Annotated in this window: 14 protein-coding genes; 9 read left to right on the top strand and 5 right to left on the bottom strand. The window is 68.0% G+C overall.

Features of this window, described 5'->3' with window-relative positions; genetic code table 11:
- Positions 1-83: 83 nt before the first annotated feature.
- The gene (locus tag OV287_RS18785; protein ID WP_267535410.1) at positions 84-1,994 is read left to right on the top strand and encodes a patatin-like phospholipase family protein; all 1,911 of its coding nucleotides are present in this window, start codon (positions 84-86) and stop codon (positions 1,992-1,994) included.
- Positions 1,995-2,044: 50 nt separating this feature from the next.
- Here the strand turns inward: OV287_RS18785 and OV287_RS18780 are convergent, their stop codons facing one another.
- The gene (locus tag OV287_RS18780; protein WP_267535409.1) at positions 2,045-2,674 is read right to left on the bottom strand and encodes an RNA polymerase sigma factor; all 630 of its coding nucleotides are present in this window, start codon (positions 2,672-2,674) and stop codon (positions 2,045-2,047) included.
- Positions 2,675-2,837: 163 nt separating this feature from the next.
- Between OV287_RS18780 and OV287_RS18775 the strand changes: the two genes are divergently transcribed.
- Complete coding sequence (locus tag OV287_RS18775) at positions 2,838-3,218, top strand: response regulator (RefSeq protein WP_267535408.1); 381 nt, start codon at positions 2,838-2,840, stop codon at positions 3,216-3,218.
- A 30-nt stretch (positions 3,219-3,248) separates the two neighbouring features.
- Here OV287_RS18775 and OV287_RS18770 read toward each other — a convergent pair whose 3' ends face one another.
- From OV287_RS18770 to OV287_RS18760, 3 genes are all read right to left on the bottom strand, one after another.
- On the bottom strand, positions 3,249-4,157 hold the full coding sequence (locus OV287_RS18770; protein ID WP_267535407.1) for a metallophosphoesterase family protein: 909 nt from the start codon (positions 4,155-4,157) through the stop codon (positions 3,249-3,251).
- Positions 4,158-4,279: 122 nt separating this feature from the next.
- Positions 4,280-7,243, bottom strand: coding sequence for a choice-of-anchor D domain-containing protein (locus OV287_RS18765; RefSeq protein ID WP_267535406.1), 2,964 nt, complete (start codon positions 7,241-7,243; stop codon positions 4,280-4,282).
- 242 nt (positions 7,244-7,485) lie between these two features.
- Positions 7,486-8,382, bottom strand: a complete 897-nt coding sequence (locus OV287_RS18760; protein WP_267535405.1) for a DMT family transporter — start codon at positions 8,380-8,382, stop codon at positions 7,486-7,488.
- A 176-nt stretch (positions 8,383-8,558) separates the two neighbouring features.
- On the opposite strand from OV287_RS18760, the gene uvrA reads away from it, so the two are divergent.
- The 4 genes from uvrA (at position 8,559) to OV287_RS18740 (ending at position 18,194) form a co-directional block, all read left to right on the top strand.
- Entirely contained in the window at positions 8,559-11,444 is a 2,886-nt protein-coding gene (gene uvrA / locus OV287_RS18755) for an excinuclease ABC subunit UvrA (protein ID WP_267535404.1), read from the top strand.
- Positions 11,445-11,538: 94 nt separating this feature from the next.
- On the top strand, positions 11,539-12,225 hold the full coding sequence (locus tag OV287_RS18750; protein ID WP_267535403.1) for a hypothetical protein: 687 nt from the start codon (positions 11,539-11,541) through the stop codon (positions 12,223-12,225).
- A 100-nt stretch (positions 12,226-12,325) separates the two neighbouring features.
- On the top strand, positions 12,326-15,142 hold the full coding sequence (locus OV287_RS18745; RefSeq protein ID WP_267535402.1) for a TonB-dependent receptor: 2,817 nt from the start codon (positions 12,326-12,328) through the stop codon (positions 15,140-15,142).
- 184 nt (positions 15,143-15,326) lie between these two features.
- Complete coding sequence (locus OV287_RS18740) at positions 15,327-18,194, top strand: TonB-dependent receptor (protein ID WP_267535401.1); 2,868 nt, start codon at positions 15,327-15,329, stop codon at positions 18,192-18,194.
- A gap of 9 nt (positions 18,195-18,203) precedes the next feature.
- Here the strand turns inward: OV287_RS18740 and OV287_RS18735 are convergent, their stop codons facing one another.
- Positions 18,204-19,490 carry a patatin-like phospholipase family protein gene (locus OV287_RS18735; protein ID WP_267535400.1) on the bottom strand — a complete coding sequence of 429 codons (1,287 nt, stop codon included), beginning with the start codon at positions 19,488-19,490 and terminating at the stop codon, positions 18,204-18,206.
- Positions 19,491-19,685: 195 nt separating this feature from the next.
- Between OV287_RS18735 and OV287_RS18730 the strand changes: the two genes are divergently transcribed.
- From OV287_RS18730 to OV287_RS18720, 3 genes are all read left to right on the top strand, one after another.
- The gene (locus OV287_RS18730) at positions 19,686-20,486 is read left to right on the top strand and encodes a hypothetical protein (RefSeq protein WP_267535399.1); all 801 of its coding nucleotides are present in this window, start codon (positions 19,686-19,688) and stop codon (positions 20,484-20,486) included.
- Positions 20,487-20,679: 193 nt separating this feature from the next.
- Positions 20,680-21,564 (top strand): hypothetical protein, encoded by an 885-nt coding sequence (locus OV287_RS18725; RefSeq protein WP_267535398.1) that lies wholly within the window; start codon positions 20,680-20,682, stop codon positions 21,562-21,564.
- A gap of 101 nt (positions 21,565-21,665) precedes the next feature.
- Entirely contained in the window at positions 21,666-23,189 is a 1,524-nt protein-coding gene (locus tag OV287_RS18720) for a POT family MFS transporter (RefSeq protein WP_267535397.1), read from the top strand.
- Positions 23,190-23,215 lie beyond the last annotated feature (26 nt).

Genomic DNA, 23,215 nt, shown 5'->3' with positions numbered 1-23,215 from the left:
CCAGTGCTCTGACTGCATACGAGGAGGCGGCGTCACTCACAAAAAACGATCTCGTGTCCCTCCGTATGTAGAGAGGAGACCTGATGAACCTGACGCGATTCACCCGAGCACGCCGTCCGTCCCGAGAGAGGCTCCACACGACGAATGTGAGCGAGTTGCTGCTGGCCCATTCGAAGTCACTGGCCGCGCTGAATCACTCGGATCTATCAGGTCTTGGCCCCTCGTTGTTGTTGCAACTGCTGCGCTCGAGCCAGACCCGGCCATGCCAGCCAGGAGAACGGCTCTGTGAGGAAGGAGAGAAGCTCTCCGGTTTCTGGGTGGTGCTGGATGGGCTGCTGGAGCTGCGGTCTCGCTCCGGAACCGTGATTGCCACCCTGGGAAGAAGCTCCGTCTTCGGCGTGGAGGAGAGCCTGGAAGAGGCCACCGCGCCCCTGTCCCTGTATGGCGGCTCGCCAGATGGGGCGCAGGTGCTCTTCGTCCGGTGTGAGGACGTCCATCACCTGGTCGCGCAAGCCATCCCCCGATGCGCCGTCCTGGGCGAGCGTCTCCAGGTCGCCCTCGCCGAGCATCCCGAGCAGTTCGACGTGCTCCATCTGACCGGCCCAAGGGGGTTGAACCTGCCGGCGCTGACAGAGCTCCTGGCAAGAACCATCGCCGCCGATTTCGGGGACAGGGTTCTGCTGGTGAGAAAGGGCGACCACCGGGGTGTCGTACCCCGGGGGAACTCGCGCCCAGGTCTGCTCCAGGTCTGGATGGTGGATGAGCGACTGCCCTTCGATCCCAGCCACTTCGACTACATCTTCGCCGACGAGGACTCCGCCCGGCTCCTCGCGCGCCACCCATCGGCCCACTCGCTCACCATCCAACTCACTCGCGAGCTGCCGTCACAGCCCGAGCAGGACAATGGGCAGGACACTCTCGTCACCGTGCTCATGCCCATGTCCCAGAAACCCTTACGGGCGGGACTGGAGGGCGCGTACAGCCCGGAGGAGCTGCTGCTGCATCAGCGCGGCTGCTGGCTACATCTTCCGCACGAGGTCCTCCAGGGGAGCGACACCGAGCCGGACGAGCTCGAGGGTCAGGCACGGGAAGAGCTCTCCCGGTGGGCCCGGGCGGTCACCCACCGCCGGGTGGGCCTCGGCCTGAGTGGAGGAGGAGCCTGGGGTTTCTACCACTACGTCCTCCTCGAGGAGCTGACGCGCAGGAAGGTACCCATCGACGTCATCACCGGCAGCAGCATCGGCTCGGTGATGGGGGCGTACTACAGCGTGCGCGGAGCAGCCGGACTGCAGCTCTTCCGGGAGCGGTGCACGGAAGGGCAGGTCAGCCTGATCGTGCTCCTCAACATCCTCACCACCCTGCCCATCGAGCACCTCCTCGAGAAGGACCTGGGCTCGGTCCAGTTGGATCAACTGCCGGTACGCCTGCACCCGGTGGCCACGGACATCACCTCCGGCAAGGCCATGGCCTTCACACGGGGGCCGGTGTCCTTGGCGGTCCGCGCCAGCAGCTCCGCACCCGGCCTGTGGGGACCCACCCTCCTGCCGCCGCGACACTTCGTGGACGGAGGCACCGCGGACAATCTCCCTGCCCTGTGGCTCCCCTACTTCGGAGCGGACCTGACCTTCTCCTGCAATTGCTACCCGGCCCAGATCCGCCGCTACCGTCAGCTCATTCCCGGCCCCATCGGGCGCTTCATCAAAGGAATCAATCCCATGGGCCGATGGCAGGATCTGCTCTCCAGCGGGAGCCAGATGCTCCATGCGAACGGAGGGCTCGGGGCCAGGATGAGCACCTGTGCCTATCAAATCTCGCCGCACGAATCCTCCCCGCTCCGGGCCACCGAGTTCCTCAGACCGGATGAGTTCATCCAGCAGGCCCAGAGGGATGAAGCACTCCTCGCGAAGGTCGAGGAGTTCGCGGCGCACTGGGAGGCACTTCGCAGCAGCCACAGTCAGGTCCGCAGGGCTGAGGCCCGGCCCGCGGTTTCTTGAGAAGAACGAGATGAAACCAGACAGCTCCTGCTCGCTGGTATGTATGGAGTCTAGAAGGGGGCGGGTGTCTGGGAGGAGAACAGCTCCGCCTCCCGAGCCAGCTCGCGGAGGTGCTCCTTGATGCGCTGGAACTGCTGGCGTAGGACGGCGGCCCTGCGGTTGAGCTCCCCAGGTGACAGCGCCTCGTCCGGAGAGGCCAGGTTCCGCGCCACGTCGTGCCAGGACATCCGGCGATCCAACCGAAGCATCAGAATGGTCTGCTCATGCGGGGTGAGCTGCTCACGGAGGGCTCGGAAACGAGCCTTGACCGTGGTCTGCAGCCAGGGGCTCGTCTGACTCCGCTCGGGCTGCACCTCCCCTTGGAGGGCGCCATGGCTCACCGGCTCCTCTCGGGCCGCCGACGAGGCGGCCATGCGATAGCCAATATGCCTCGCCACCTGGTAGGCCCAGGTCCTGAAGGAGCACTCCCAGCGGAAGTCTGGGAGGTCGAGCAGCAGGCGCTCACTGAAGGCACCGTAAGCATCCCTTGCCAGCTCCCGGTCGTGCAGGATGGAGCCGAGCAGCCGCAGGAACTCTGGCCCATAGCCTTCCAGAGCCATCTTGACGGCCTGCTCGATGTCTCCGCGCTGGCAGCACTCACGGATTCGCTGCTCCAAGACCTGACGTGCGCTCGAGTCCATGCCTCCCCTCCAGGCAAGGTAGGGATGTCCTACCAGGGAGATTTAGACATCTCCGTGCGAATTGACGAGTGCCGCACGGCTTCTCGTTCACATCGGCGATCTCGCGGACCGATCCATTTGTAAGACGGGCAGCCTCCTGGCTGCTCATTCGAAGCGAGGGCGCATGAAGAGCATCCTTTTGGTCGACGATGACCCGGACCTGATTGAGATCTACACCGAGCTCCTGGAGCAGCTGGGCTTCTCCATCACCAGCGCACCGGATGGACAGGAAGCACTGGCACTCGCTCCGCGGCTTCAGCCGGATCTCATCATCACGGACGTGTCGATGCCTCGAATGAACGGGCTCGAGCTCTGCCAGAGACTGCGCGCTCACGAGCAGCTCCGAAACATTCCCCTCATCATCCACAGCAGTGAGGTGAATCTCCTGGTTCCGCACGGTGAGGTGTTCCTGCCCAAGCCCTGTGAGCTTTCGGCCCTGCTCACCCGGATCGATCAGATGCTCGCGAGCCCCCAAGATGACCCGGTACTGGCCTCGGTGGCGTAAGCCGCGGACTCGCTCCGGGCTTGGCCGCCGTCAGTACCCCGTCCCCAGGGGCGCAGACTCCGAGGGCGTTGGCAGCACACCCAGGCCCCACTGCTGCCCGGCCCGCCACGACACCTGGCCAGAGATGCCCCACCCGGCGCACACCACCTCGCGGCCCTGGAACTCCATCCAGAACACCGACTCCTCGGGCCTCGCCGCCTGATCCAGGCACGCCACGCGCGTCAGGGGCCTCGCACTGCCACCCCCCAACGACACCGCGAAGACCCGGTGCGAGTGCCCGCACAACACCCACTTCGGGTGCAACGTCTCCACCAGCCGCCGGGTGATGGGGTTGCCAATCCAGTATGACGGCAGCGTCCGGCCTGGCGGCGGCACCTCACGCTCCTGTACCCGCTGCGGCAGGCCCCTCGGCCACTCGTGTACCAGCAGCAGATCCACGTCCCGAAGCGTGGAGACCTTCTCCACCTCGGGCGCGCGGAAGTACCCGGCCTGTTTCGCCGTGTCGAGCGAGCGGGGCCGCTTCAACGGCTGCTCGTAGAAGCGCGGCGCGTGGATACCCGACAGGTAGCCCACCCGCAGCCCGTGCAGCTCCTTCAGGCCCGCCCGCCCCAGGTAGTGCACGTTCGGCGCAAGCTGGAACCCCTCCGGCGCGTCGTGCAGGGCCTCGAAGTCCTCGTTGTTGCCGGCGATGAAGTACAGCGGCCGCTTCATCTCCCGGACGCCATCCGCGTATTCGGCGAACTCCGCGGGCATGGCCCGCTTGGCCGCCTTGCGCCGGTGGTCGTCCGCGTGCCGGAAGGCCTCTACATCCCCCACGGCCAACACCAGGTCCACCGACCTGCCCCGCGCCTCCGCCAGCGCGTCGAGCCAGGTCTCTACACGGCGGAAGCGGCCATGGATGTCTCCCACACCGACAACCAGGAGGGATTCTGGAGGCATCGTGCCTACCACCCTGCCCCGCCCCTCGCGTCCTGTCGAGTGGGATTACCTCGCACTGTGTCAAAAAGGAAAAGGGGCGCCCCTGTTGGGAGCGCCCCCACGAGCCCCTCACACTCCCCGTCCTAGCAGCCCACGGGGTAGGTAATCTCCACGGTGGCCCCGGGCGGCGGGGCCTTGTCCGCATCGAAGATGACGGCATTGGTCTGCGGGTCGTACACCCACCCGCCCGTCACCACGCCATCCACGCGCACCACGATGCGCGAGGTGTCCGAGGGCGTCTCGCTGAGCGGGAAGGAGCGGTTGGGGCCGAAGGCGCTCTCCGAGATGCGCTCCAGCGAGGCGGCCCAGTTGGGCGTGCAGATGCTCTCCACCACGCCGCTGGTGGCCTGGGCGAGCTGGATGTAGCGGCTGCCGGAGCTGCTGGCGCTGCGGCAGGTGGTGAGGTCTACCGGCCCGGCGATGGCGGAGAAGATGACCTTGGAGCGGTCCCCTCCCTTCAGACCCAGCAGGAACGTCTCGTAGAAGGACACCGGCTGCGACGAGAAGTCCTCCTCGTCGGTGACGGCGATGATGGCCAGCTTGGCCTCCTCGCGCAGGAAACCGGAGTTGCCGTCCATCGGCTGGGGCGTGCGAGTGTCATCCACGTTGTACACGAGGGGATCCGACAGGGCGCGGTACATGGCCTCCAGGCCCTGCTCGTTCCAGTGGCACACGCCCACCTGGGTGTTGCGCGCGAAGACCGATTCCGCCGCCGGCGTGCTGGGCGAGATGACGCGGGGGGACGAGTTGTCCACGGGGAACAGGCGCCCGTTCTCACCGCCCTCGGCACCACCCGGGCAGACCGCCCAGCCGCCCGAGGAGCGCTCGAGACCGGTGGTGGTGACCGCGACGTGGTAGTCCACGCCCGCGGCGGCCGCGTGGGAGAGGAAGGAGGAGAAGTTCGAGCCCAGGTTCTGCTGCTCGTCCATCATCGAGCCCGAGTTGTCCACCACGAACAGCACGTCCACCTTCGCATCCGACTGCTGGACGATCACGTCCGTCTGCTCGTTCTTCAGCACCGCATTGCCCACCAGGCCCACCGTGTAGGGCGTGCCCGTGCCCAGATCGAACCGGAGCGCGGCGGCGTCATCCCCGTCGCCCTGCGGCTCGTACGTCACCTTCATGCGGTGCTCACTGTTTCCGGCGAGCACCACCGGGAACTGGAAGCCGTGCGTCACCGTGAAGTCGGTGGCGTCGCCCTCGGTGCGCAGGCCCACGAGCGTGGTGGGTCCGGGGCACTTGTTGTAGACGACGAGCTCGCGCTCACGCGGGCCACAGGAGAGCCGCGTGGTGCCAAAGTCCACGGTGGTGGGTTGCACCGAGAAGCAGCCCACCACTCCCCGGCCGTGCAGCGGCACCAGCAGGTGGCCGGCGCTCGGGTTGTTCACCCACCCCTCGGCCATGCCGGAGAACTCGTCTTCGGCGCCCGGCTTGAAGCGCACCAGCAGCCGGGCGCGCTGCCCGGGCTGCAGCACCTGGTTGCCCAGCACGTCCGCCGAGAAGGCTGGATCCGAGCCCTGCGCCACCTGCATTCCCGTCAGGAAGCACTCGGTGGTGCCGATGTTGCGCACCGCCGCGCCGAGCGTCACCTCGGAGCCCACCGGCACATTGCCGAACTCCACCACCGGAGGCTCCAGCTGGTACTTGCAGGGCGTGAACACCTTGCCCGAGCCCACCACCTGCACCACCTCGGTGGAGGCGCTGGTGCCGTTGAGAATCTTCACGGAGAGCTCCGCCTCACCCGCGCCCACGCCGGAGCGAGGCATGAAGGTGATGGGCACCAAGGCGGACTGGCCCGCGGCGAGAGGCTGGCTGGAGGGCGCCGTGGCCAGCAGGAAGTAGCCGCCCTTCTTCGTGGTGAGCTTCAGCTCGCTCAACAGCACGTCGTTGCGGCAGCGGTTGATGACCTGCACGTTCCGATTGACGCTCATGCCCTCGGACACCACCCCGAAGTCGAGCGGATTCGGCTGCAGCACCACGCACGAGCTGCCGCCCTCACCCCGGAGCGACACCTTGGGACCCGGCTTCGTGGTGCCCATGGGCCGCACGTCCACCTCCAGCCGCGCCTCGCGCACCGCGCCCAGGGTGGTGGGCGTGAAGGCCACGCGGATCTCCCCCACCGCGCCCGCGGCGAGCACCCCGCCGGATACCTGAGGCGTGCTCACCAGGCGGAAGGCATTGCTCCCATTGTCCAGCAGCTTCACCCCGCCGTAGGCCATGGGCTCGGAGCCCAGGTTGCGCACGATGACGCGCTCCTCGGCGGTGGCCCCCAGCGCCACGCGGCCAAAGTCCACTCGCAGCGGCGTCACCTCCAGCAGCGTGGCAATGCCGGTGCCCGACAGCGTCACGACGCTGGGCTCGCACGTGGGGCACTCCACCCGCACGCGCAGCTGCGCCTGGGCCGAGCCCAACCGTTGCGGATTGAAGGACAGCGGCAGCCGGCGCTCCTCGCCGGGCTGCAACACGAAGGTCCCCCCCACCTCACTGGAGCCGAACTGATCCGCGTCCACGCCGTCGAAGTCCAGGCGCACCGGGCTCGCCACCTGCGTGGGGTTGCGCACGATGACCTCGCGCAGCTCCACGTGGCCCAGCTCCACGTTGCCGAAATCGACGGCGCGCAACGGCACCTCCAACCACGCCTTCACGCCCTGGCCGTCCAGGCCCACCTGCGCCACGCCCTCCTTGCCTACGTTGTCGGCGTCGGTGAGCACCTCCAGCACGCCGGACACCGCGCCCTCCACGTCCGCCGTGAAGCGAACCTCCACCTCGCGCTCACCGCCCGCCTTCAGCTCGAAGGCCTCGAAGGGCACCACCTCCATATTGGGCAGAGTGGCCCGCGCCCCATGCACCTGGAACGGAGCACGGCCCCGATTGGACAGCCGCACCTTCATCGTCTTGGACACGCCCACCGCCGAGAGGCCGAAGTCCAGCTTCTCAGGGGACGCCCCCAGTCCCGACGGAGCCCGATGCGACGACGGCCGATCGCAGCCCGCCCACACCAGGGCCATCAGGCACGCAGCCGCGCACACCCAGCGCAATCCCATCATGGCAGCCTCCCAATCCACACCTTGCGTACGGGCTCTTGCAACCCTGAGGCCCGTCCAACGCGTTACTCACGGATGTGGCAAGCCCAGGGACTACGGGGAAAAGGATTGGCCTCCAGTGGGCACCCACCTGCCCACCGGTGCTCCCGCACTGAAAAGATTTCCGGAGTGCTCGACAGGCAACGGGTAAAAACCGGAAGACGCGGGCCCAAGCAAGGGAAACCCGAGTTCCCCCAGACTTCCCGTTAGGGCGAGGGTTTGGGAGTGGGGACGAACAAGCGAGGAACCAGGCCCGTGCCCCACAGCACGCCCCCCATGCACACCAGGGAGCCCACCATCGCAAGCGGTTGAAGGGGCTCACCCAACAGCAGCGCGCCGAGCAGCCAGGAGAAGGCAGGGGTGAGCTGCGTGGTGATGCCGCCGGCCGCGGCCGTCACGTAGCCCATGGCGTAGGTGAAGATCATCTGCGCGACGACAGAGGACAGGCCCACGCCGAGCAGCGGCAGCACCATGTCCGCTGACAGGGGCCGCCAGTCCTGCACGGCGAAGGGCACGCCGACGAGCAGCCCGAAGAAGCAGAAGGAGAGGAAGATGGAGGCGGCGTCGGTGTCCCCGCGAAGCGCGCGCAGGGCGATCACCGCCGCGCCACTGAGGAGCGCGGAGAGCGCCCCGGCCCACGCTCCCACGCCCGAGGTGAGGGCCAGGCCGCCCTGCACCGTGCTCCAGATGACGAGCCCCGCTCCAAAGGTGGTGGCCACGAGCCCGGTGGCGAGGTAGCCGTTCACTCGCTCGCCCAGGATGAAGATGCCGAGGATGGCAGCGCAGATGGGCCAGCAGGAGTTGAGCAGCGTGGCGGGCCCTACCGCGAGCCGGTCGATGGCCACGAAATAGAAGTAGACGGAGCCACCTCCGAAAAGGCCTCGTAGTGTCCACAACACGGGCTTGCCCATGCGCGGCCGGGTGCCGGTGAGTGGGAAGTAGAAGACGAGGAAGACGAGGCCGATGGCGAAGCGGGCGCACACCACCTGCCCCACCGACAGCCGACCCGCCACCGTGCGCGCGCACAGGGCCATGACGGCGAACATGAGACTGGCGACGACGAGCAGCGGAGTACCGCGCAGACGCTCGGGGACGGAGGGCATGGGCGCGGCCCCCTATAGCGCGGAACCGCCCGCCTCCCCAGTCCCCCTTGCCCGCCTGCTCCCCGTCCGGGCGACGAGGGGATTCGCCTTGAAAATCCAGCGGTTCAGCAACACTCAACCCCCGCGCGCCCAAAATCCCCTACCTGCGCGCCCTTTCAGTGGTAGATCGCGCCCCCATGTCCGAGCCCGACGTCATCTCCATCCGCGGAGCCAAGGAACACAACCTCAAGAACATCTCCCTGGAGATTCCGAAGAAGAAGCTGGTGGTGTTCACCGGCGTCTCCGGCTCGGGGAAGAGCTCGCTGGCGTTCGACACCCTCTACGCCGAGGGTCAGCGCCGCTACGTGGAGAGCCTCTCTGCCTATGCCCGGCAGTTCCTCGGGCAGATGGAGAAGCCCAAGTACGACACCATCCGGGGCCTGTCCCCCACCATCTCCATCGAGCAGAAGGCGGCCAGCAACAACCCGCGCTCGACGGTGGGCACGGTGACGGAGGTGCACGACTACCTGCGCGTGCTCTTCGCCTCCGTGGGTGTGCAGCACTGCCCCAACTGCGGCAAGCGCGTGGGCAAGCAGAGCGCCCAGCAGATCGTGGACACGATGATGGAGTCGCCCACGGGCACCAAGGTGATGGTGCTGGCGCCCGTGGTCACCAACCGCAAGGGCGAGCACAAGGACATCCTCACCGATGCGCAGAAGCGCGGCTTCTCCCGCGCGCGTGTGGACGGCAAGGTGAAGAGCCTGGAGGAGCGCATCGAGCTGGACAAGAAGTCCAAGCACGACATCGCGCTCGTCATCGACCGGTTGGTGCTCAAGCCGGAGATCCGCACGCGGCTCACCGACGCGGTGGAGACGGCGCTGCGCGAGGGCAAGGGCATGCTCATCATCACCGATGAGACGGGCAGCACGGCGAGCGACCGCATCATGAGCGAGCTCAACGCCTGCCACGCGTGCGGCCTGTCCTTCGGCGAGCTGAGCCCCTCCTCGTTCTCCTTCAACAACCCGCTGGGCATGTGCACGGACTGCAACGGCCTGGGTACCAAGCCGGAGATGGACCCCGAGCGCATCGTCCCGGACGCCTCGCGCAGCCTGCGCGAGGGCGCGGTGGAGCCTTGGGCCAGCGGGATGAACAAGGGCGAGGGCTGGACGGCGGACTTCGTGGAGAGCCTGGCCGGGGCCTTCGACATCGACCTGGACACGCCCTTCGGCAAGCTGCCGGCGAAGGCGAAGAAGGTGCTGATGTACGGCGCCGAGGGCAAGCGCTTCACCGTGAAGTGGGGCGATGGCGGCCGCTACGAGATGGAGTGGGAGGGCCTGGTCAACAAGCTGATGCGCAGCTTCAAGACGACCACGTCCGAGGCGATGCGCACCTACTACCAGAAGTTCTTCAGCGACAAGCCGTGCCCCACATGCGACGGGGCGCGCCTGAAGCCGGAGAGCCGGGCGGTGAAGGTGCACGGGCGCTCCATCGTGGAGCTGAGCGGGCAGACCATTGGCGACGCGCTGCGCTGGCTCAAAGGCATGCAGCTCACCGAGACGGAGCGGAAGATCGCCACCGAGCTGCTCAAGGAGATCCGCAGCCGCCTGGGCTTCCTGGAGGACGTGGGCCTGGCGTACCTGACGCTGGATCGCACCGCGTCCACGCTGTCCGGCGGCGAGAGCCAGCGCATCCGGCTGGCGTCGCAGATGGGCAGCGAGCTCACGGGCGTCATCTACATCCTCGACGAGCCGTCCATCGGCCTGCACCAGCGCGACAACGGCAAGCTGCTGGCCACGCTCAAGCGGTTGCGTGACCTGGGCAACTCCGTCGTCGTGGTGGAGCACGACGAGGAGACGATGGAGGAGGCGGACTGGCTGGTGGACTTCGGGCCGGGTGCGGGCGAGCTGGGCGGACAGGTGGTGGCCGAGGGCACTCCGGCGCAGGTGATGGCGAACGAGAAGAGCGCCACCGGTGCCTACCTCTCCGGCCGCAAGGAGATTGAAATCCCCGAGCAGCGGCGCGCTCCCGGCAAGACGAAGGTGGTCATCCAGGGGGCGAAGGAGAACAACCTCAAGGACGTCACGGCGGAGATTCCCCTGGGGGTGTTCGTGGCCGTCACGGGGGTGTCCGGGGCGGGCAAGTCCACGCTCATCAATGAGATCCTCTACCCCGCCGCGGCGCGCGCGCTGTACGAGAGCCGCGAGATGCCGGGCAAGCACAAGGCGATCACGGGGCTGGAGCACCTGGACAAGGTCATCGACATCGACCAGCGGCCCATCGGGCGGACGCCGCGCAGCAACCCGGCCACGTACACCAAGCTCTTCGACTCCATCCGCGACGTGTTCGCGATGACGCCGGAGGCGCGGGCGTTCGGGTACACGCCGGGGCGCTTCTCCTTCAACATCAAGGGCGGGCGCTGCGAGGCGTGCGAGGGCGATGGCATGAAGCTGGTGGAGATGCACTTCCTGGCGGACGTGTACGTGCCGTGCGAGGTGTGCACCGGCAAGCGCTTCAACGAGGCCACGCTGCGGGTGCGCTACAAGGGGAAGAACATCGCCGAGGTGCTCGAGATGAGCGTGCGCGAGGCGATGCTGCACTTCAGCGCGCACAAGGACATCATGCGCGTGCTCCAGACGCTGGATGACGTGGGCCTGGGCTACATCCGGCTGGGCCAGAGCTCGCCCACGCTGTCCGGTGGCGAGGCCCAGCGCATCAAGCTGGCGCGCGAGCTGGCGCGCGTGGCCACGGGCCGCACCCTCTACATCCTCGACGAGCCCACCACGGGCCTGCACTTCGAGGACATCCGCAAGCTGCTGCACGTGCTCAACCGGCTGGTGGAGGCGGGTAACACGGTGCTCGTCATCGAGCACTGCCTGGACGTCATCAAGAGCGCGGACTGGGTGCTGGACATGGGGCCCGAGGGCGGCGCGGGCGGCGGCCAGTTGCTGGCCACCGGCACGCCCGAGCAGGTGGCGGAGGTGAAGGAGAGCCACACCGGGCGCTACCTCAAGCACGTGCTGACGAAGGCGCGGAAGCTCCGCGTGGGCCGCAAGCCTCCCGAGACGGCGGCTCCCGCGGCCTGAGTCGAGGAGTGTTCATTACCGCACTCTCCGACTTGCGCCCCCTCCCCTCCTGCGTTGGCATCAGGCCTCACCACACTCGCAGGGGGGAGCACCCGTGTCCGATTCACCTCTCGCCGCACCGCAGCTCGTCATCAACAGCCGCATGCTGTACTCGAGCTGGATTCCCGCGGACCCGAAGGCCGCCGCCGTGCTGCTGCCCCAGGGTCTCCAGCCCGCCACCAACCGCGCCATCTACATGAATCAGTACGTCGTCGACTCGGAGGAGCAGGCCTCCAGCTTCGGCGCCTACTCGCTCACGTACCTGGGACTGGATCTGGCGGGCCGTACCGCGCCGGATGGCGTGACGCCCTCGCGCTTCTTCACCCACTACTTCAACTCCTCGGAGCGCGTGCGCGGCTACGTCCACGAGCGCGGAGTGCCCGCCTCCCAGGGAACCACGACGCTGGAGCTCCACGGCGTCGAGCTGGTGGCCACCACGCGCGTCGAGGGCATCCCCATCATCCGCACGGTGGCCCGCGTGGGGCAGAAGATCTCCTCGGTGGCGCGCGGGCACCTCACCTACGTGACGCAGGTGAAGGGCAAGCTCGTGGCCGGCAACTACCCGTACGTCGGCGAGCTGGCCGAGTCCTTCGAGCTGGTGTCGCTCGAGTTCCTCGCGAAGGACCACCCCGTCTACGCGCTGCGGCCCTCGAGCCCGCTGCAGAAGGTGGAGGGCTGGTGCTGGTACGCGCCGCGCGACTCCTTCGTCTACCCGGGCGGAGAGTACGAGTACAAGCAGTAGGCCCCGCACCGGCGGTCGCCCGAGGATGCCATGATGAAACCATGAGCCAGCTGGCCCTCGGACTCGTGGCATCCTCGCCCCTATGAGGGGGAACTCCAGCATGTACCTGTGGTGGATGCGCCAGATGGCGGGCGTGGTCGTGGTCGCGTGTCTGTCGTTCTCTGCGGCGGCCCAGGCGGACACCGCCATCATCGGGACGGTGAGCAACGCCGAAACGAAGGAGCCAGTCCCGGACGTGGTCGTGAGCGCGACCTCCCCCAGTCTGCAGGGAGAGCGGGTCGTGGTGGCGGACGCCCAGGGCCAGTTCCGCATCCCCGACGTCCCACCAAGCGTCTACACCCTGCGCTTCGACAAGGAGTCGTTCAAGCCGTTCTCGCGGACGGACATCCCGGTGCGCCCGGATCGAACGGTCCGCGTGACCGTGGCGCTGGAGCCCATGCCCATGGAGGACGAATACCCGGGCTGCGGGTCGCCTGTCGTCGATGTGGGCTCCACGACCACGGGGATGAACATCTACCAGGACTTCACCCAGCACTTCGCGCTGAACCGGCCGATGGACAAGCGGGGCGCGGCCCGATCCTTCGAGAGTCTCGCCGAGCTGGCCCCGGGCGCGCGGAGCGACGCGTACGGTGCGTCCATCCACGGGGCTTCCCCCTTCGAGAACGCGTACTGGGTGGACGGCCTCTCCACCAATGAGCCGGTGCTCGGCGTCAATGCCCTGCCGCTGAGCACCGAGTTCCTCCAGGACCTGTCCATCGTCACCGGTGGCTACATGCCGGAGCACGGCCGCGCCACGGGAGGCGTCTTCCGCGCCGTGACGCGCACGGGCAGCAACGAATTCCACGGCTCGGTGTTCGGCAACTGGGTTCCCGGTTTCCTGGGGGGAACTCCCGAGCCCGCCTCCGGGCCCACCTGGACCATCACCGGGCAGAACAGGCTCAGCCTCCAGGGGGATGTCGGGGCCACCCTGGGAGGTCCGATCCTGAAGGACCGGCTGTGGTTCTTCGCCGGCGTGGCACCGGCATTCACCCGCGTGGAGCACACGCGCACCCTCACCGCCCGCCGGCTCGGCCCGGACGGAGCCAACGTCAGCACGCCGATTCCTGGCACCTCGCACTCCTTCCACGCCGAGGAGCGCAGCCTCCAGGCGATGGGCAAACTGACCTGGTTTCTCACCGACCATCGGCAGAACCTGTCGCTGTCGGTCATCACCACGCCCGCCCGCTCGGGTGGGGACGGCATGCTCACCGTGGACCCGCTGACCGGCGGCGTCCGGGAGTTCATCAACGGGAGCCCCACCGCCGTGCCCTATCGGGAGCTCGACGGCAACTTCACGACGGCCGCCCTCACCTACAGCGGCACGTTCCTGGACCACCGGCTGTACGTCGACACCAACCTCGCCTGGTCCCGCCAGACGGCCTCCAGCACGCCTTACGTCACGGGTCTCTCCCCCGCGAGGTTCACGGCCAGGAGGCCCGTGACGTACTACGAGCGCTCCGTGCCGGACATGGCGCTCTACTGCGGCGCCGATGAGGCAGAGCAGCTCTCGAGATGCCCCGTCCTGTACTACGACGTGGGCGGCGAGGACGTCCTGTCGCTCGACTCGGTGGACCGCTACCAGGCCAACGCCCGGGCCACCGGGTTGCTGGACTTCCTCGGGAACCACGTGGTGAAGGCCGGCGTGGACGCGGAGCGCCTCTCCTACGAGCACGGACAGGTGCTCAACACGAACCGGTACGACAGCACCACCCTCGGGGGCTTCGCGCAGGACAGTTGGAATCCCATCCGCTGGCTCATCATCAACGCCGGGGTCCGCTACGATGCGCAGTGGCTGCACACGTCCACGGACCCCCGGACCTTCACGGTGGGCCAGCAGCTCTCGCCGCGCGTGGGGCTGGTCGTGGATCCCATGGCCAATGGCCGGATGAAGCTCTTCGCCCACTACGCGAAGTACCGGGGCCAGATGCCGCTCGGCCTGCTGGATGGGGTCTCCCCTTCCTTCAGTGGCCAGGAGCCCGTGGACCCCGACCTCGTTCCCCCGTCTTCGAGCGAGCTCGTCGCGGGCGCCGAATGGGAAGTGCTCGTGAACATCCGGCTGCTCGCCACCTATACCCATCGCGGCCTGGATTCGGTCATCGAGAACCTGAACCGCGGCGACGGCGTCAGCCCCACCTTCCTGGGCAACCCGGGCATGGGACTCGCCAGGGACTTCCCGAAGGCGGAGCGCACCTATGACGCGGTGACGGTGGCGGTGGACCGGGTCATCACCTGGGATTGGCTGCTCCAGGCGAGCTACACTTGGTCGCGCCTGCACGGAAACTACGCGGGCCCCTTCCGGCCCGGCCTCGACTGGGGCGAGCCGGTGCTCCGCTCCGACTTCACCTTCCCCAGCCAACTGGCGAACCGCTCGGGCCCGCTGCCGAATGATCGCACGCACACCGTCAGGGTCTTCGGCGCCAAGGAGTTCGACCTCACCCGGGCGCTGACCGCCAGCCTCGGCCTGTCCTACCGGGGCCAGTCGGGCACTCCCATCAACTACCTGGGCGGCCACCCGGAAGCGGGAATGGGCGAGACCTTCGTGCTGCCGCGCGGCTCCGCCGGGGAGCGCACGCCGTGGATCCACACCATCGACGCCCGGCTCGGGGTGAACTACCAGCTCGCCCGGGGCAAGGTGGTGTCCATCTCCCTGGAGGCGTTCAACCTGTTCAACTTCCAGGAGGTGACGCGCGTGAATGAGATCTACACCTACGAGCCCGTGCTGCCGGTCGAGACGGGGGTGGACGCTGGAGAGCTCACCCCGAACATGGTCCGCACCGTCAACGGCCAGCCCCTCACCGCGGCCAATCCGGAGTTCCTCAAGCCCACCCAGTACCAGGTGCCACGGCAGGTGCGCATCGGCCTGCGCTACACGTTCTGAGCCACGCGGGAGGCACGTGGGCACGCCCATCATCCGCACCGTGGCCCGAGTGGGGCAGTAGGCCCCGCGTGAAGGCCGCATGAGGATGCCATGATGAAACCGTGAGCCAACGGGGCTTCGGCCTCATGGCATCTTCTCCCCCATGGTGGGGAACTCCAGCAGGCACCCGAGGTGGATGCGCCGGATGGTGGGAGTGATCGTGGCCGCAGGCATGTCGTTCGCGGCGGCGGCCCGGGCGGAGAGCGTCCTCTTCGGTACGGTCTTCAGCGCCGTGACGAAGAAGCCCCTCGCGGAGGTGATCGTAACCGCGACCTCTCCCAGCCTGCAGGGCGAACAGGTCGTGGTCACGGACGCCCAGGGCCAGTACCGGATTCCCGCGCTTCCGCCGGGCGTCTACACCCTGCGCTTCGACAGCGAGTCGTTCCGCCCGTACTCCCGCGCGGAGCTCACGCTGAATCCGGAGCGGCTCATCTGCGTCAACGTGGAGCTGTTGCCCGACGAGCTCATCGTCTGTTCCTCCTATCCACCAGACATCGACGTGGCCTCCACGACCACGGGGGTGAAAATCGAGGAGGCGCTCGTCCAACGCCTCGCGGTGAACAGGCCGATGGACAGGGGCGGCGCGTCCCGCACCTTCGAGAGCCTCGCCGAGTTGGCCCCGGGTGTGCTGAGCGACACGTACGGCGTGTCCATCAACGGGGCCTCCTCATTCGAGAACGTGTACCTGGTGGACGGACTCTCCACCAATGACCCGATGCGCGGCGTCAATGCCCTGCCGCTGAACGCCGGGTTCATCGAGGAGACCGAAGTCCTCACCGGGGGCTACATGCCCGAGTACGGCCGCGCCAGCGGAGGCATCCTCCGGGCCCGGACCCGCTCGGGCTCCAACTATTTCCAGGGCTCCGTGTCCGGCTACTGGGTACCGGGAGTCCTGGGAGGAACGCCCACGCCCGTCTCCGGCCCCACCTGGACCATCACCGGGCAGAACACGCTCCACCAGCAGGGGGCCCTCGGGGCCACGCTGGAGGGCCCGATCCTGAAGGACAGGCTGTGGTTCTTCGCCGGTGTGGCGCCCGCGCTCACCCGCCTGGAGCACACGCGCACCCTCAACGCCCGCGAGCCCGGCGCCGACGTCAGCACGCCCATCCCCGGCACCTCGCGCTACTTCTACGCCGAGCAGCGCTCCCTCCAGGCCATGGGCAAGCTGACGTACCTCTTCGGCCGGGAGCGGGAGCACCAGGTGTCCCTGTCGGTCATCACCACTCCGACGCGCTCGGGTGGCGATGGCAGGCTCACCGTGGACCCGCGGACCGGAGGCGTCCGGGAGCTCATCAATGGAGCCCCGGGGTCCCTCGTCTACCGAGAGCTCGACGGCGACTTCACGGCCACCGCCCTCCATTACTCCGGCGCGTTCCTGGACAAGAAGCTGCTGCTCGAGGCCCATGCCGGCTGGTCCCACCAGAGGATTTCCAGCCAGCCCATCGGGCTCAATGGCCGCGCCCCCTGGGTGTTCGGGACGACGCGGCCCATCACGTATTACGAGCCGTCGGCGGATGCGGAGCTCTACTGCGGCACCACCTACTCCGAGCAGCTCTCCCGATGCCCCGTCACGGACTACGAGACCGGCGGCGATCCCGTCACCGCCCTCGACACGGCGGACCGCTACCAGGCCCACGCCCAGGCCTCGTGGTTTCTGAACCTCCTCGGCCCCCACGTTGTGAAGGCCGGCCTGAACGTGGAGCACCTCGCCTTCTCGCAACTCCGGACCCTGGAAGGCGGCGTCATCCTGGAGGAGGGCGCCGGCCAGCAACCCGTCCCCACCTACGAGTCCAGGACCACCAGCAGCATCCTCGGCGGCTTCGTGCAGGATGGCTGGTCCTTGTCCAACCGGCTCACGGTGAACGCGGGCGTCCGCTACGACACGCAGTTGCTGTACACACCCGAGGGCGTCCAGTCCTTCATGCTCGGCAACCAGTTCTCCCCACGCGTGGGACTGGTCGTGGGCCCGCTGGCCCATGGCAGGATGAAGATCTTCGCGCACTACGCGAAGTACGGCGGCCAGTTGCCACTCGGCCTGATGAGCCGGGCCCTCCCCACCACCAGGACCACCAGCGGCCAGGGCAGGCAGGTCTCCGGCGTCGAGGAGCCGGTCGACCCCGGCATCATCCCCATGTCCTCCAGCGAGCTCGTCGCGGGCGCCGAGTACGAGGTGCTGGCGAGAACCCGGCTGATCGCCACCTATACCCACCGGAACCTCGACACCGTCATCGAGGACATGAGTCTCGACGATGGCAACACCTACTTCCTGGGCAACCCGGGCGCGGGGCCCGCCAGCGTCTTCCCGAAGGCGGAGCGCACCTACGATGCGGTGACGGTGGCGCTCAGCCGCGTCTTCTCCGCGGGCTGGCTGGCCCAGGTGAGCTACACGTGGTCGCGCCTGAACGGGAACTACGACGGCCCCTTCCGGCTCGGCACCGGCTGGGGCGCACCAGGGCTCCAGTCCGACTTCGACCTCGTCTCCCAGATGAAGAACCGGTCGGGGCTATTGCCGAACGACCGCACGCACTCCATCAAGGTCTTCGCGGCCAGGGAGTTCTTCTTCACCCACGACCTGTCCGCCAGCATCGGCCTGTCCTACCAGGGCCGATCGGGCACTCCCATCAACTACCTGGGTGGCCATCCAGCCATTGGCACGGGCGAGACCTTCGTGCTGCCGCGCGGCTCCTCCGGAGAGCGCACCCCGTGGGTCCATGCCATCGACCCCAGTCTCAGGGTGAACTACCGGCTCGGCAGCGACCATCTGGTGTCCCTCACCCTGGAGGCGTTCAACGTGTTCGACTTCCAGGCGGTGACCCGCGTGAACGAGAACTACACCTACCTCGCCGTGCTGCCGCTCGAGACAAAGGTGGAGGCCGGACAGCTCACCCCGGACATGGTCCAACGCACCAATGGCGAGCCACTCACCGCCAGCGGCATCAACCAGGACTTCAAGAAGCCGCTCCAGTACCAGGCGCCGCGGCAGGTGCGCCTCGGCCTGCGCTACACGTTCTGAGCCGCGCACTCAGGCGGCGCTGGCCTCGGGCGTCCTCGTGGCCATCTCCGCCACGTTCTGGGGCTCGTCCGACCAGAAGCGCAGCCACTCCGCGTGCAGCGCGCGGGCGTCCTGCCGGCCCAGATCGATGAGGATGTCCGCAAAGCCTCCATCGAAGAGCAGATAGGAGGCCAGGTCCGCCTCGTGCGCGGCATCCCGGTCCACCAGCCGGAGGATCGCCTTGTGCGCCAGGCCATTGCTGCGGCGGCGGAACTCGGGCGTGCGGACGTATTCGGCGGCCAACGCGCCAATGTCCTTCGAGGGCCGCACCAGCAGCTCCCGCACGTAGCGCAGGGGCTGGCTGCGGTGGTGTCCCAGCACCCCGCCGAGCGTCCGCGCGAAGTCCGGCCCGTAGGCCACCGTTCCCGCCTCGAGGATGGCGTTGAGCCGCCGCAGCCGGCCGAGGTCCTGGTCGGTGCGGTCCATCATCAACGTGTTGAGCATCTTGCCCGCGAGGAAGGGCGCGGTCGCCAAGGCCTGCTCTCGCTCCTGCTCAGTGCTTTCCTCCGTGCCCGGGGCCTTCTGGGCGCGCAGGGCCTCGTGCCGCAGCGAGATGACAATCACCCGCTGCGCCCCCAGCCGCAGCGCCGGACTCATGGGGACGTTGAGCCGCAGCCCTCCATCCACGTGCAGCCCGCCGCGCAGGCGCACCGCCGGGAAGACGACCGGGATGGCCGCCGAGGCCAGGGCGTGGTGCGGGGTGATGCGCGTGGCCTCGGCCTGGTACGAGGGATCATTGCCCCACGCGGGGATTCCGCCCTCGCGCCGCTGGACGAACACCGAGGCCCGTCCGCTGCCCACGTGCGTGGCGCTCACCGCGAGCGCGTCGATATGGCCCCTGCGCATGTTCCGGGCGATCCCCAGCCAGGGAATGCCGCGGCTCACGATGGCCCGCAGGCCACGGGGATCCACCAGCCCGCCATACTGGAGATCTCGCGGATGGGGCGCCGGCTTACCGAGGGCCTCGCGCAGCACCCGCCAGACGTCTCCCACGCCGACCCGGAGCACCTCCTCCACCTTCATCCCCGTCCAGTGCGCCCGCATTCCCCGGCCCTGCAGGGCCGGCTGGTCGCTCGTCGCGGCGAGATAACAAGCGTGGATGGCGCCCACCGAGGTGCCCGCCAGGATGTCCAGCTTCAGCACCCGGCCGAGCTCCGGCTCCAGCTCTTCGCGCAGATAGGAGAGCACTCCCGCCTCATAGGCCCCTCGCGCGGCACCACCACCCAGCACCAAACCCGTCTTTAGCCCGGACATCATGGCCATCATCCCTCTCATGGAGAGTCTACGGCGGATGGCGATGTGACAGCGAGGGGACCCCTGCCTACAACAGCCCACAATCCTGGCTTCGCGGCCGGGGACGCCCCGTGCGTCCGGGCGGGGCATTGAGCGTCAGACACACACCGACCTATCGTGGCGCCCTCTTTCGAGTTCGGCATCCCGGGGGAAGACACGGTGAGCAACGCACCCATCCAGCGCGAGCAGTTCCAATCCGAGACAACGCCCCTCTCGGAGGGCGCCGGGCCGCGCGGCTCGGTCACCCGGGTGGCCTCGCTCGCCAAGGCCGGTGCCGCCGCCGCGGCCACCGTGGCCGCACGGGCGTTTGGGCTCGGAGCTGTCGGCTTCGTCCTCGGAATCGTGGCCTTCTTCGTCGAGAAGGGCACCGGGCTGCTCGCGCACCCATCGGAGCGTTGGGGCGCGCTCGTCTACCTCCTGCTCCTGGCCTACATGGCCGCGGGTGCCATCGGGCTCGGGGCCGCGGGGATGTGGCGCGGAATCGGCCGCGTGGCAATGAACCTCGTGCAGGAGCACAAGCTCTGCCAGCGCATCGTCGAGCGCGTCTTCGAGCGGGCGGCGATCCTCGCCGAGGGCGCGTACACCCCGGAGATCCTCCGCAAGCCCCTGCCCATCCAGAAGCTGAGGGATGTGCTGAGCCGGGCCATCACCGCGTACGCCACGAGCGATGACGACGAGAGTGGCCTCGGGGGCTTCTCCCGCTCCATCCTCCGGCGCCTCAAGCTCCGGGTGTGCCTCCACGTCGAGACGAAGCTCATCGAGCTCATCGGCGAGGAGACTCGCAACCAGAGCACCGTGGAGCTGACGCTCGATAGGCTCCATGCGCTCGCCGAGGAGGAGCTCGATGGCCGGGTAATGGACGCACTGGATGGCGCCCGCAACCAGCAGGCGCTCCTGTGGGGAGGCCTGTTCGTCGCCGTGCTGGCGCTCCCCCCCATCGTGCTCGCACTACTGCGCTAGCCGCCGGAGCGCCTCCCGGCCGCGCTTTCCGCCAACTGGTCCGACCATCGGACCAGTTGCTCGACGCCGGGTCCAACGGGTCCCGCCTGCATTCGCGAAGCTCCGGGAGTATCTTGTCCGGACGCGTGTTGTGCCCCGCGCGAGGGCAACCGGAGTCCCTCTTCTCATCGCCGGTTGCACGGGAGATAGGACCATGACGAAACAAGGGTTCATCGTGCTGGCCGTGCTCGTGATGGGACTCGGCTCTGGAAGTGCCGAGGCGCGCTTCGGCAAGCGCCCGCCCTCCTCGCCGTCGTCTCCCTCGTCCCCCTCGTCCCCGCGCCCCTCAACACCAGGGGGTGGCAACGGCGGCTGGAACTGGTCTCACTACAACCCGTACTACGGGTATGGGTACTACGGCTTCGCAAACCCCTGGGTCCGCTACTACTACGATCCCTCCTGGGCCTGGCCGTACATGGGACCAGGCCGCCCTCTCTACGGCAGGTACTACGACCTGGCCTGGCGACGCCCGCAGGCGCCACGCCCGAGCGCGCAGGTGCCCACCGAACCCACGAAGCCCACCCGAGTGGACCTCACCGCGGACGCGGGCTTCGTCTCGCAGGGCTTCGCGATGGGGGTGGGGCTGCAGGTGGATGGCGATCAGCTCACCCTCGGCACGCGCCTGAACGTGTTCAACCTGGCCACGGATGATGGCACCCCGGGCCGGGACACCATCTCCCTGCTGTCGCTCAAGCCAGGCGTCATGCTGGTCTCGCGTGACGATCTGCGCGTGCGCCTGCTGGCCGGCGTAGACGTGGCCTTCGCACCAGACGCCACCTTCGTGGGACCGGGACTGGGCGCGAGCACGCTGATGCGCGTGGCGGGTCCGCTCAAGCTGGAGGCGAGTGCCCACTGGACGCCCCTGCCCTTCACGCAGCTCAGCGGGGAGGCCGGACTGGCGCTGGAGCTCGGCCAGGTGCGCCTGCGGGGCGGTTACCGCGCCACCTATCTGGACGATCAGGGCCGCCTGGACCCCTATGACCAACCCACCCGGGACTTCTTCACGGGCCCCTACGTCGGCGTGGCGGTGGTGCCCTGAGCAGCAGGCGGGCCGGAGCGCCCGCCCATGGGTTGTGCTCGGGGCCACCAGTGAGGTAGGCAAGCCGGTTGGAACCCCAACCGACGAGGATGTCCCCGTCCATGGCCAGCACGCTCACCGCCTCCACGCGCGAACGGTACCCGCCGCAAATCAAATACATCATCGGCAACGAGGCCTGTGAGCGCTTCAGCTTCTACGGGATGAGGAACATCCTCACGGTGTTCCTCATCCAGTACCTGCTGGTGAATCAGGTCCCGGACGAGGCGGCGCGGCAGACGGCGGCCAAGGCCGCGTTCCATGACTTCGTCTCGCTCGTCTACCTCTTCCCGCTGCTGGGCGGAATCATCGCGGACCGCTTCTTCGGCAAGTACCGCACCATCCTCTGGCTCTCGCTGCTGTACTGCGTGGGCCACCTGCTGCTGGCCCTCTACGACGACAACCGTCAGGGCTTCTACACGGGCCTCTTCCTCATTGCCCTGGGCTCCGGCGGCATCAAGCCGTGCGTCTCCGCCTTCGTCGGCGACCAGTTCACCGAGGAGAACAAGGGCCTGGTCAAGGGCGTGTTCGCGCTCTTCTACTGGATCATCAACTTCGGCTCGTTCTTCGCCTCGCTGTTCATCCCGCTCACCCTGCGCAGCTTCGGGCCGGCGGTGGCCTTTGGCATCCCGGGCATCCTGATGTTCATCGCCACCGTCATCTTCTGGGCGGGCCGGCACCACTACACGAACGTGCCGCCCACCCGGTGTGACCGCGAGGGCCTCTTCGGCAAGCTGCTCTGGGCGGTGTTCGGCCCCCGCAACGGCTTCATCTGGGTGGTGAGCGCCGCGCTCTTCCCCAAGAAGAAGGTGCCCGGCGCGAAGTCCTGGCTGGACCAAGCCGCCTCCGCCGGCCACCCGCCCGAGGCCATCGAGAGCGCCCGGGCCGTGTTCCGCGTCATGGGCATCTTCGCGATGATCCCCGTCTTCTGGGCCCTCTTCGATCAGAAGGCCTCCACCTGGGTCATCCAGGCCACGAAGATGGACCTGATGGTGGGCAGCTTCGAGCTGGCGCCCTCGCAGCTCCAGGCGCTCAATCCGATCATGGTGATGCTGCTCATCCCGCTCAACAACTTCGTCCTGTTCCCCTGGCTCGAGCGCAAGGGCATCCAGATCACCCCGCTGCGCCGCATGGCCACGGGCATGTTCATCACCGGCTTCTCCTACGTGCTGGTGGCGCTCATCCAGCTGAGCCTGGACGGTGGCAACAAGCCGTCCGTCCTCTGGCAGGCGGGCCCCTATCTGGTCCTCACCCTGGGCGAGGTGCTCGTGTCCGCCACCGGCCTCGAGTTCGCCTACAGCCAGGCCCCCCGCCAGGCCAAGGGCACCATCATGAGCCTGTGGAACTTCACCGTGACGGTGGGCAATCAGCTCGTCTCGCTGGTGGCCCGGCTCAACGTCTTCGAGGGCATGGCCGCCACGCTCTTCTTCTACGCGAGCCTCGTCTTCGCCGCGGCCATCGTCTTCGCGCTCATCGCCTCTCGCTACCAGGTGCGCGACTACTACATGCCCGCCACCCCCGCCCCCGCCGGCGCCGGAGAGCACGCCATTCCTCCCGTCGCCGCGCTGGGCGAGAAGAAGGCGCTGTAGGGTCCACGGAGGAAACCAGGGGCCTC

It is taken from the genome of Archangium lansingense, from assembly GCF_026626635.1.
GTDB lineage: Bacteria > Myxococcota > Myxococcia > Myxococcales > Myxococcaceae > Archangium > Archangium lansingense.
This window is presented reverse-complemented; position numbering and strand designations above follow the sequence as displayed.

Coding starts and splice junctions, on each gene's coding strand:
- OV287_RS18725 (WP_267535398.1), top strand. CDS start 20,680: ATGACGAAACAAGGGTTCATCGTGCTGGCCGTGCTCGTGATGGGACTC.
- OV287_RS18735 (WP_267535400.1), bottom strand. CDS start 19,490: ATGATGTCCGGGCTAAAGACGGGTTTGGTGCTGGGTGGTGGTGCCGCG.
- OV287_RS18785 (WP_267535410.1), top strand. CDS start 84: ATGAACCTGACGCGATTCACCCGAGCACGCCGTCCGTCCCGAGAGAGG.
- OV287_RS18745 (WP_267535402.1), top strand. CDS start 12,326: ATGTACCTGTGGTGGATGCGCCAGATGGCGGGCGTGGTCGTGGTCGCG.
- OV287_RS18765 (WP_267535406.1), bottom strand. CDS start 7,243: ATGATGGGATTGCGCTGGGTGTGCGCGGCTGCGTGCCTGATGGCCCTG.
- OV287_RS18740 (WP_267535401.1), top strand. CDS start 15,327: ATGGTGGGAGTGATCGTGGCCGCAGGCATGTCGTTCGCGGCGGCGGCC.
- uvrA (WP_267535404.1), top strand. CDS start 8,559: ATGTCCGAGCCCGACGTCATCTCCATCCGCGGAGCCAAGGAACACAAC.
- OV287_RS18770 (WP_267535407.1), bottom strand. CDS start 4,157: ATGCCTCCAGAATCCCTCCTGGTTGTCGGTGTGGGAGACATCCATGGC.
- OV287_RS18720 (WP_267535397.1), top strand. CDS start 21,666: ATGGCCAGCACGCTCACCGCCTCCACGCGCGAACGGTACCCGCCGCAA.
- OV287_RS18780 (WP_267535409.1), bottom strand. CDS start 2,674: ATGGACTCGAGCGCACGTCAGGTCTTGGAGCAGCGAATCCGTGAGTGC.
- OV287_RS18760 (WP_267535405.1), bottom strand. CDS start 8,382: ATGCCCTCCGTCCCCGAGCGTCTGCGCGGTACTCCGCTGCTCGTCGTC.
- OV287_RS18775 (WP_267535408.1), top strand. CDS start 2,838: ATGAAGAGCATCCTTTTGGTCGACGATGACCCGGACCTGATTGAGATC.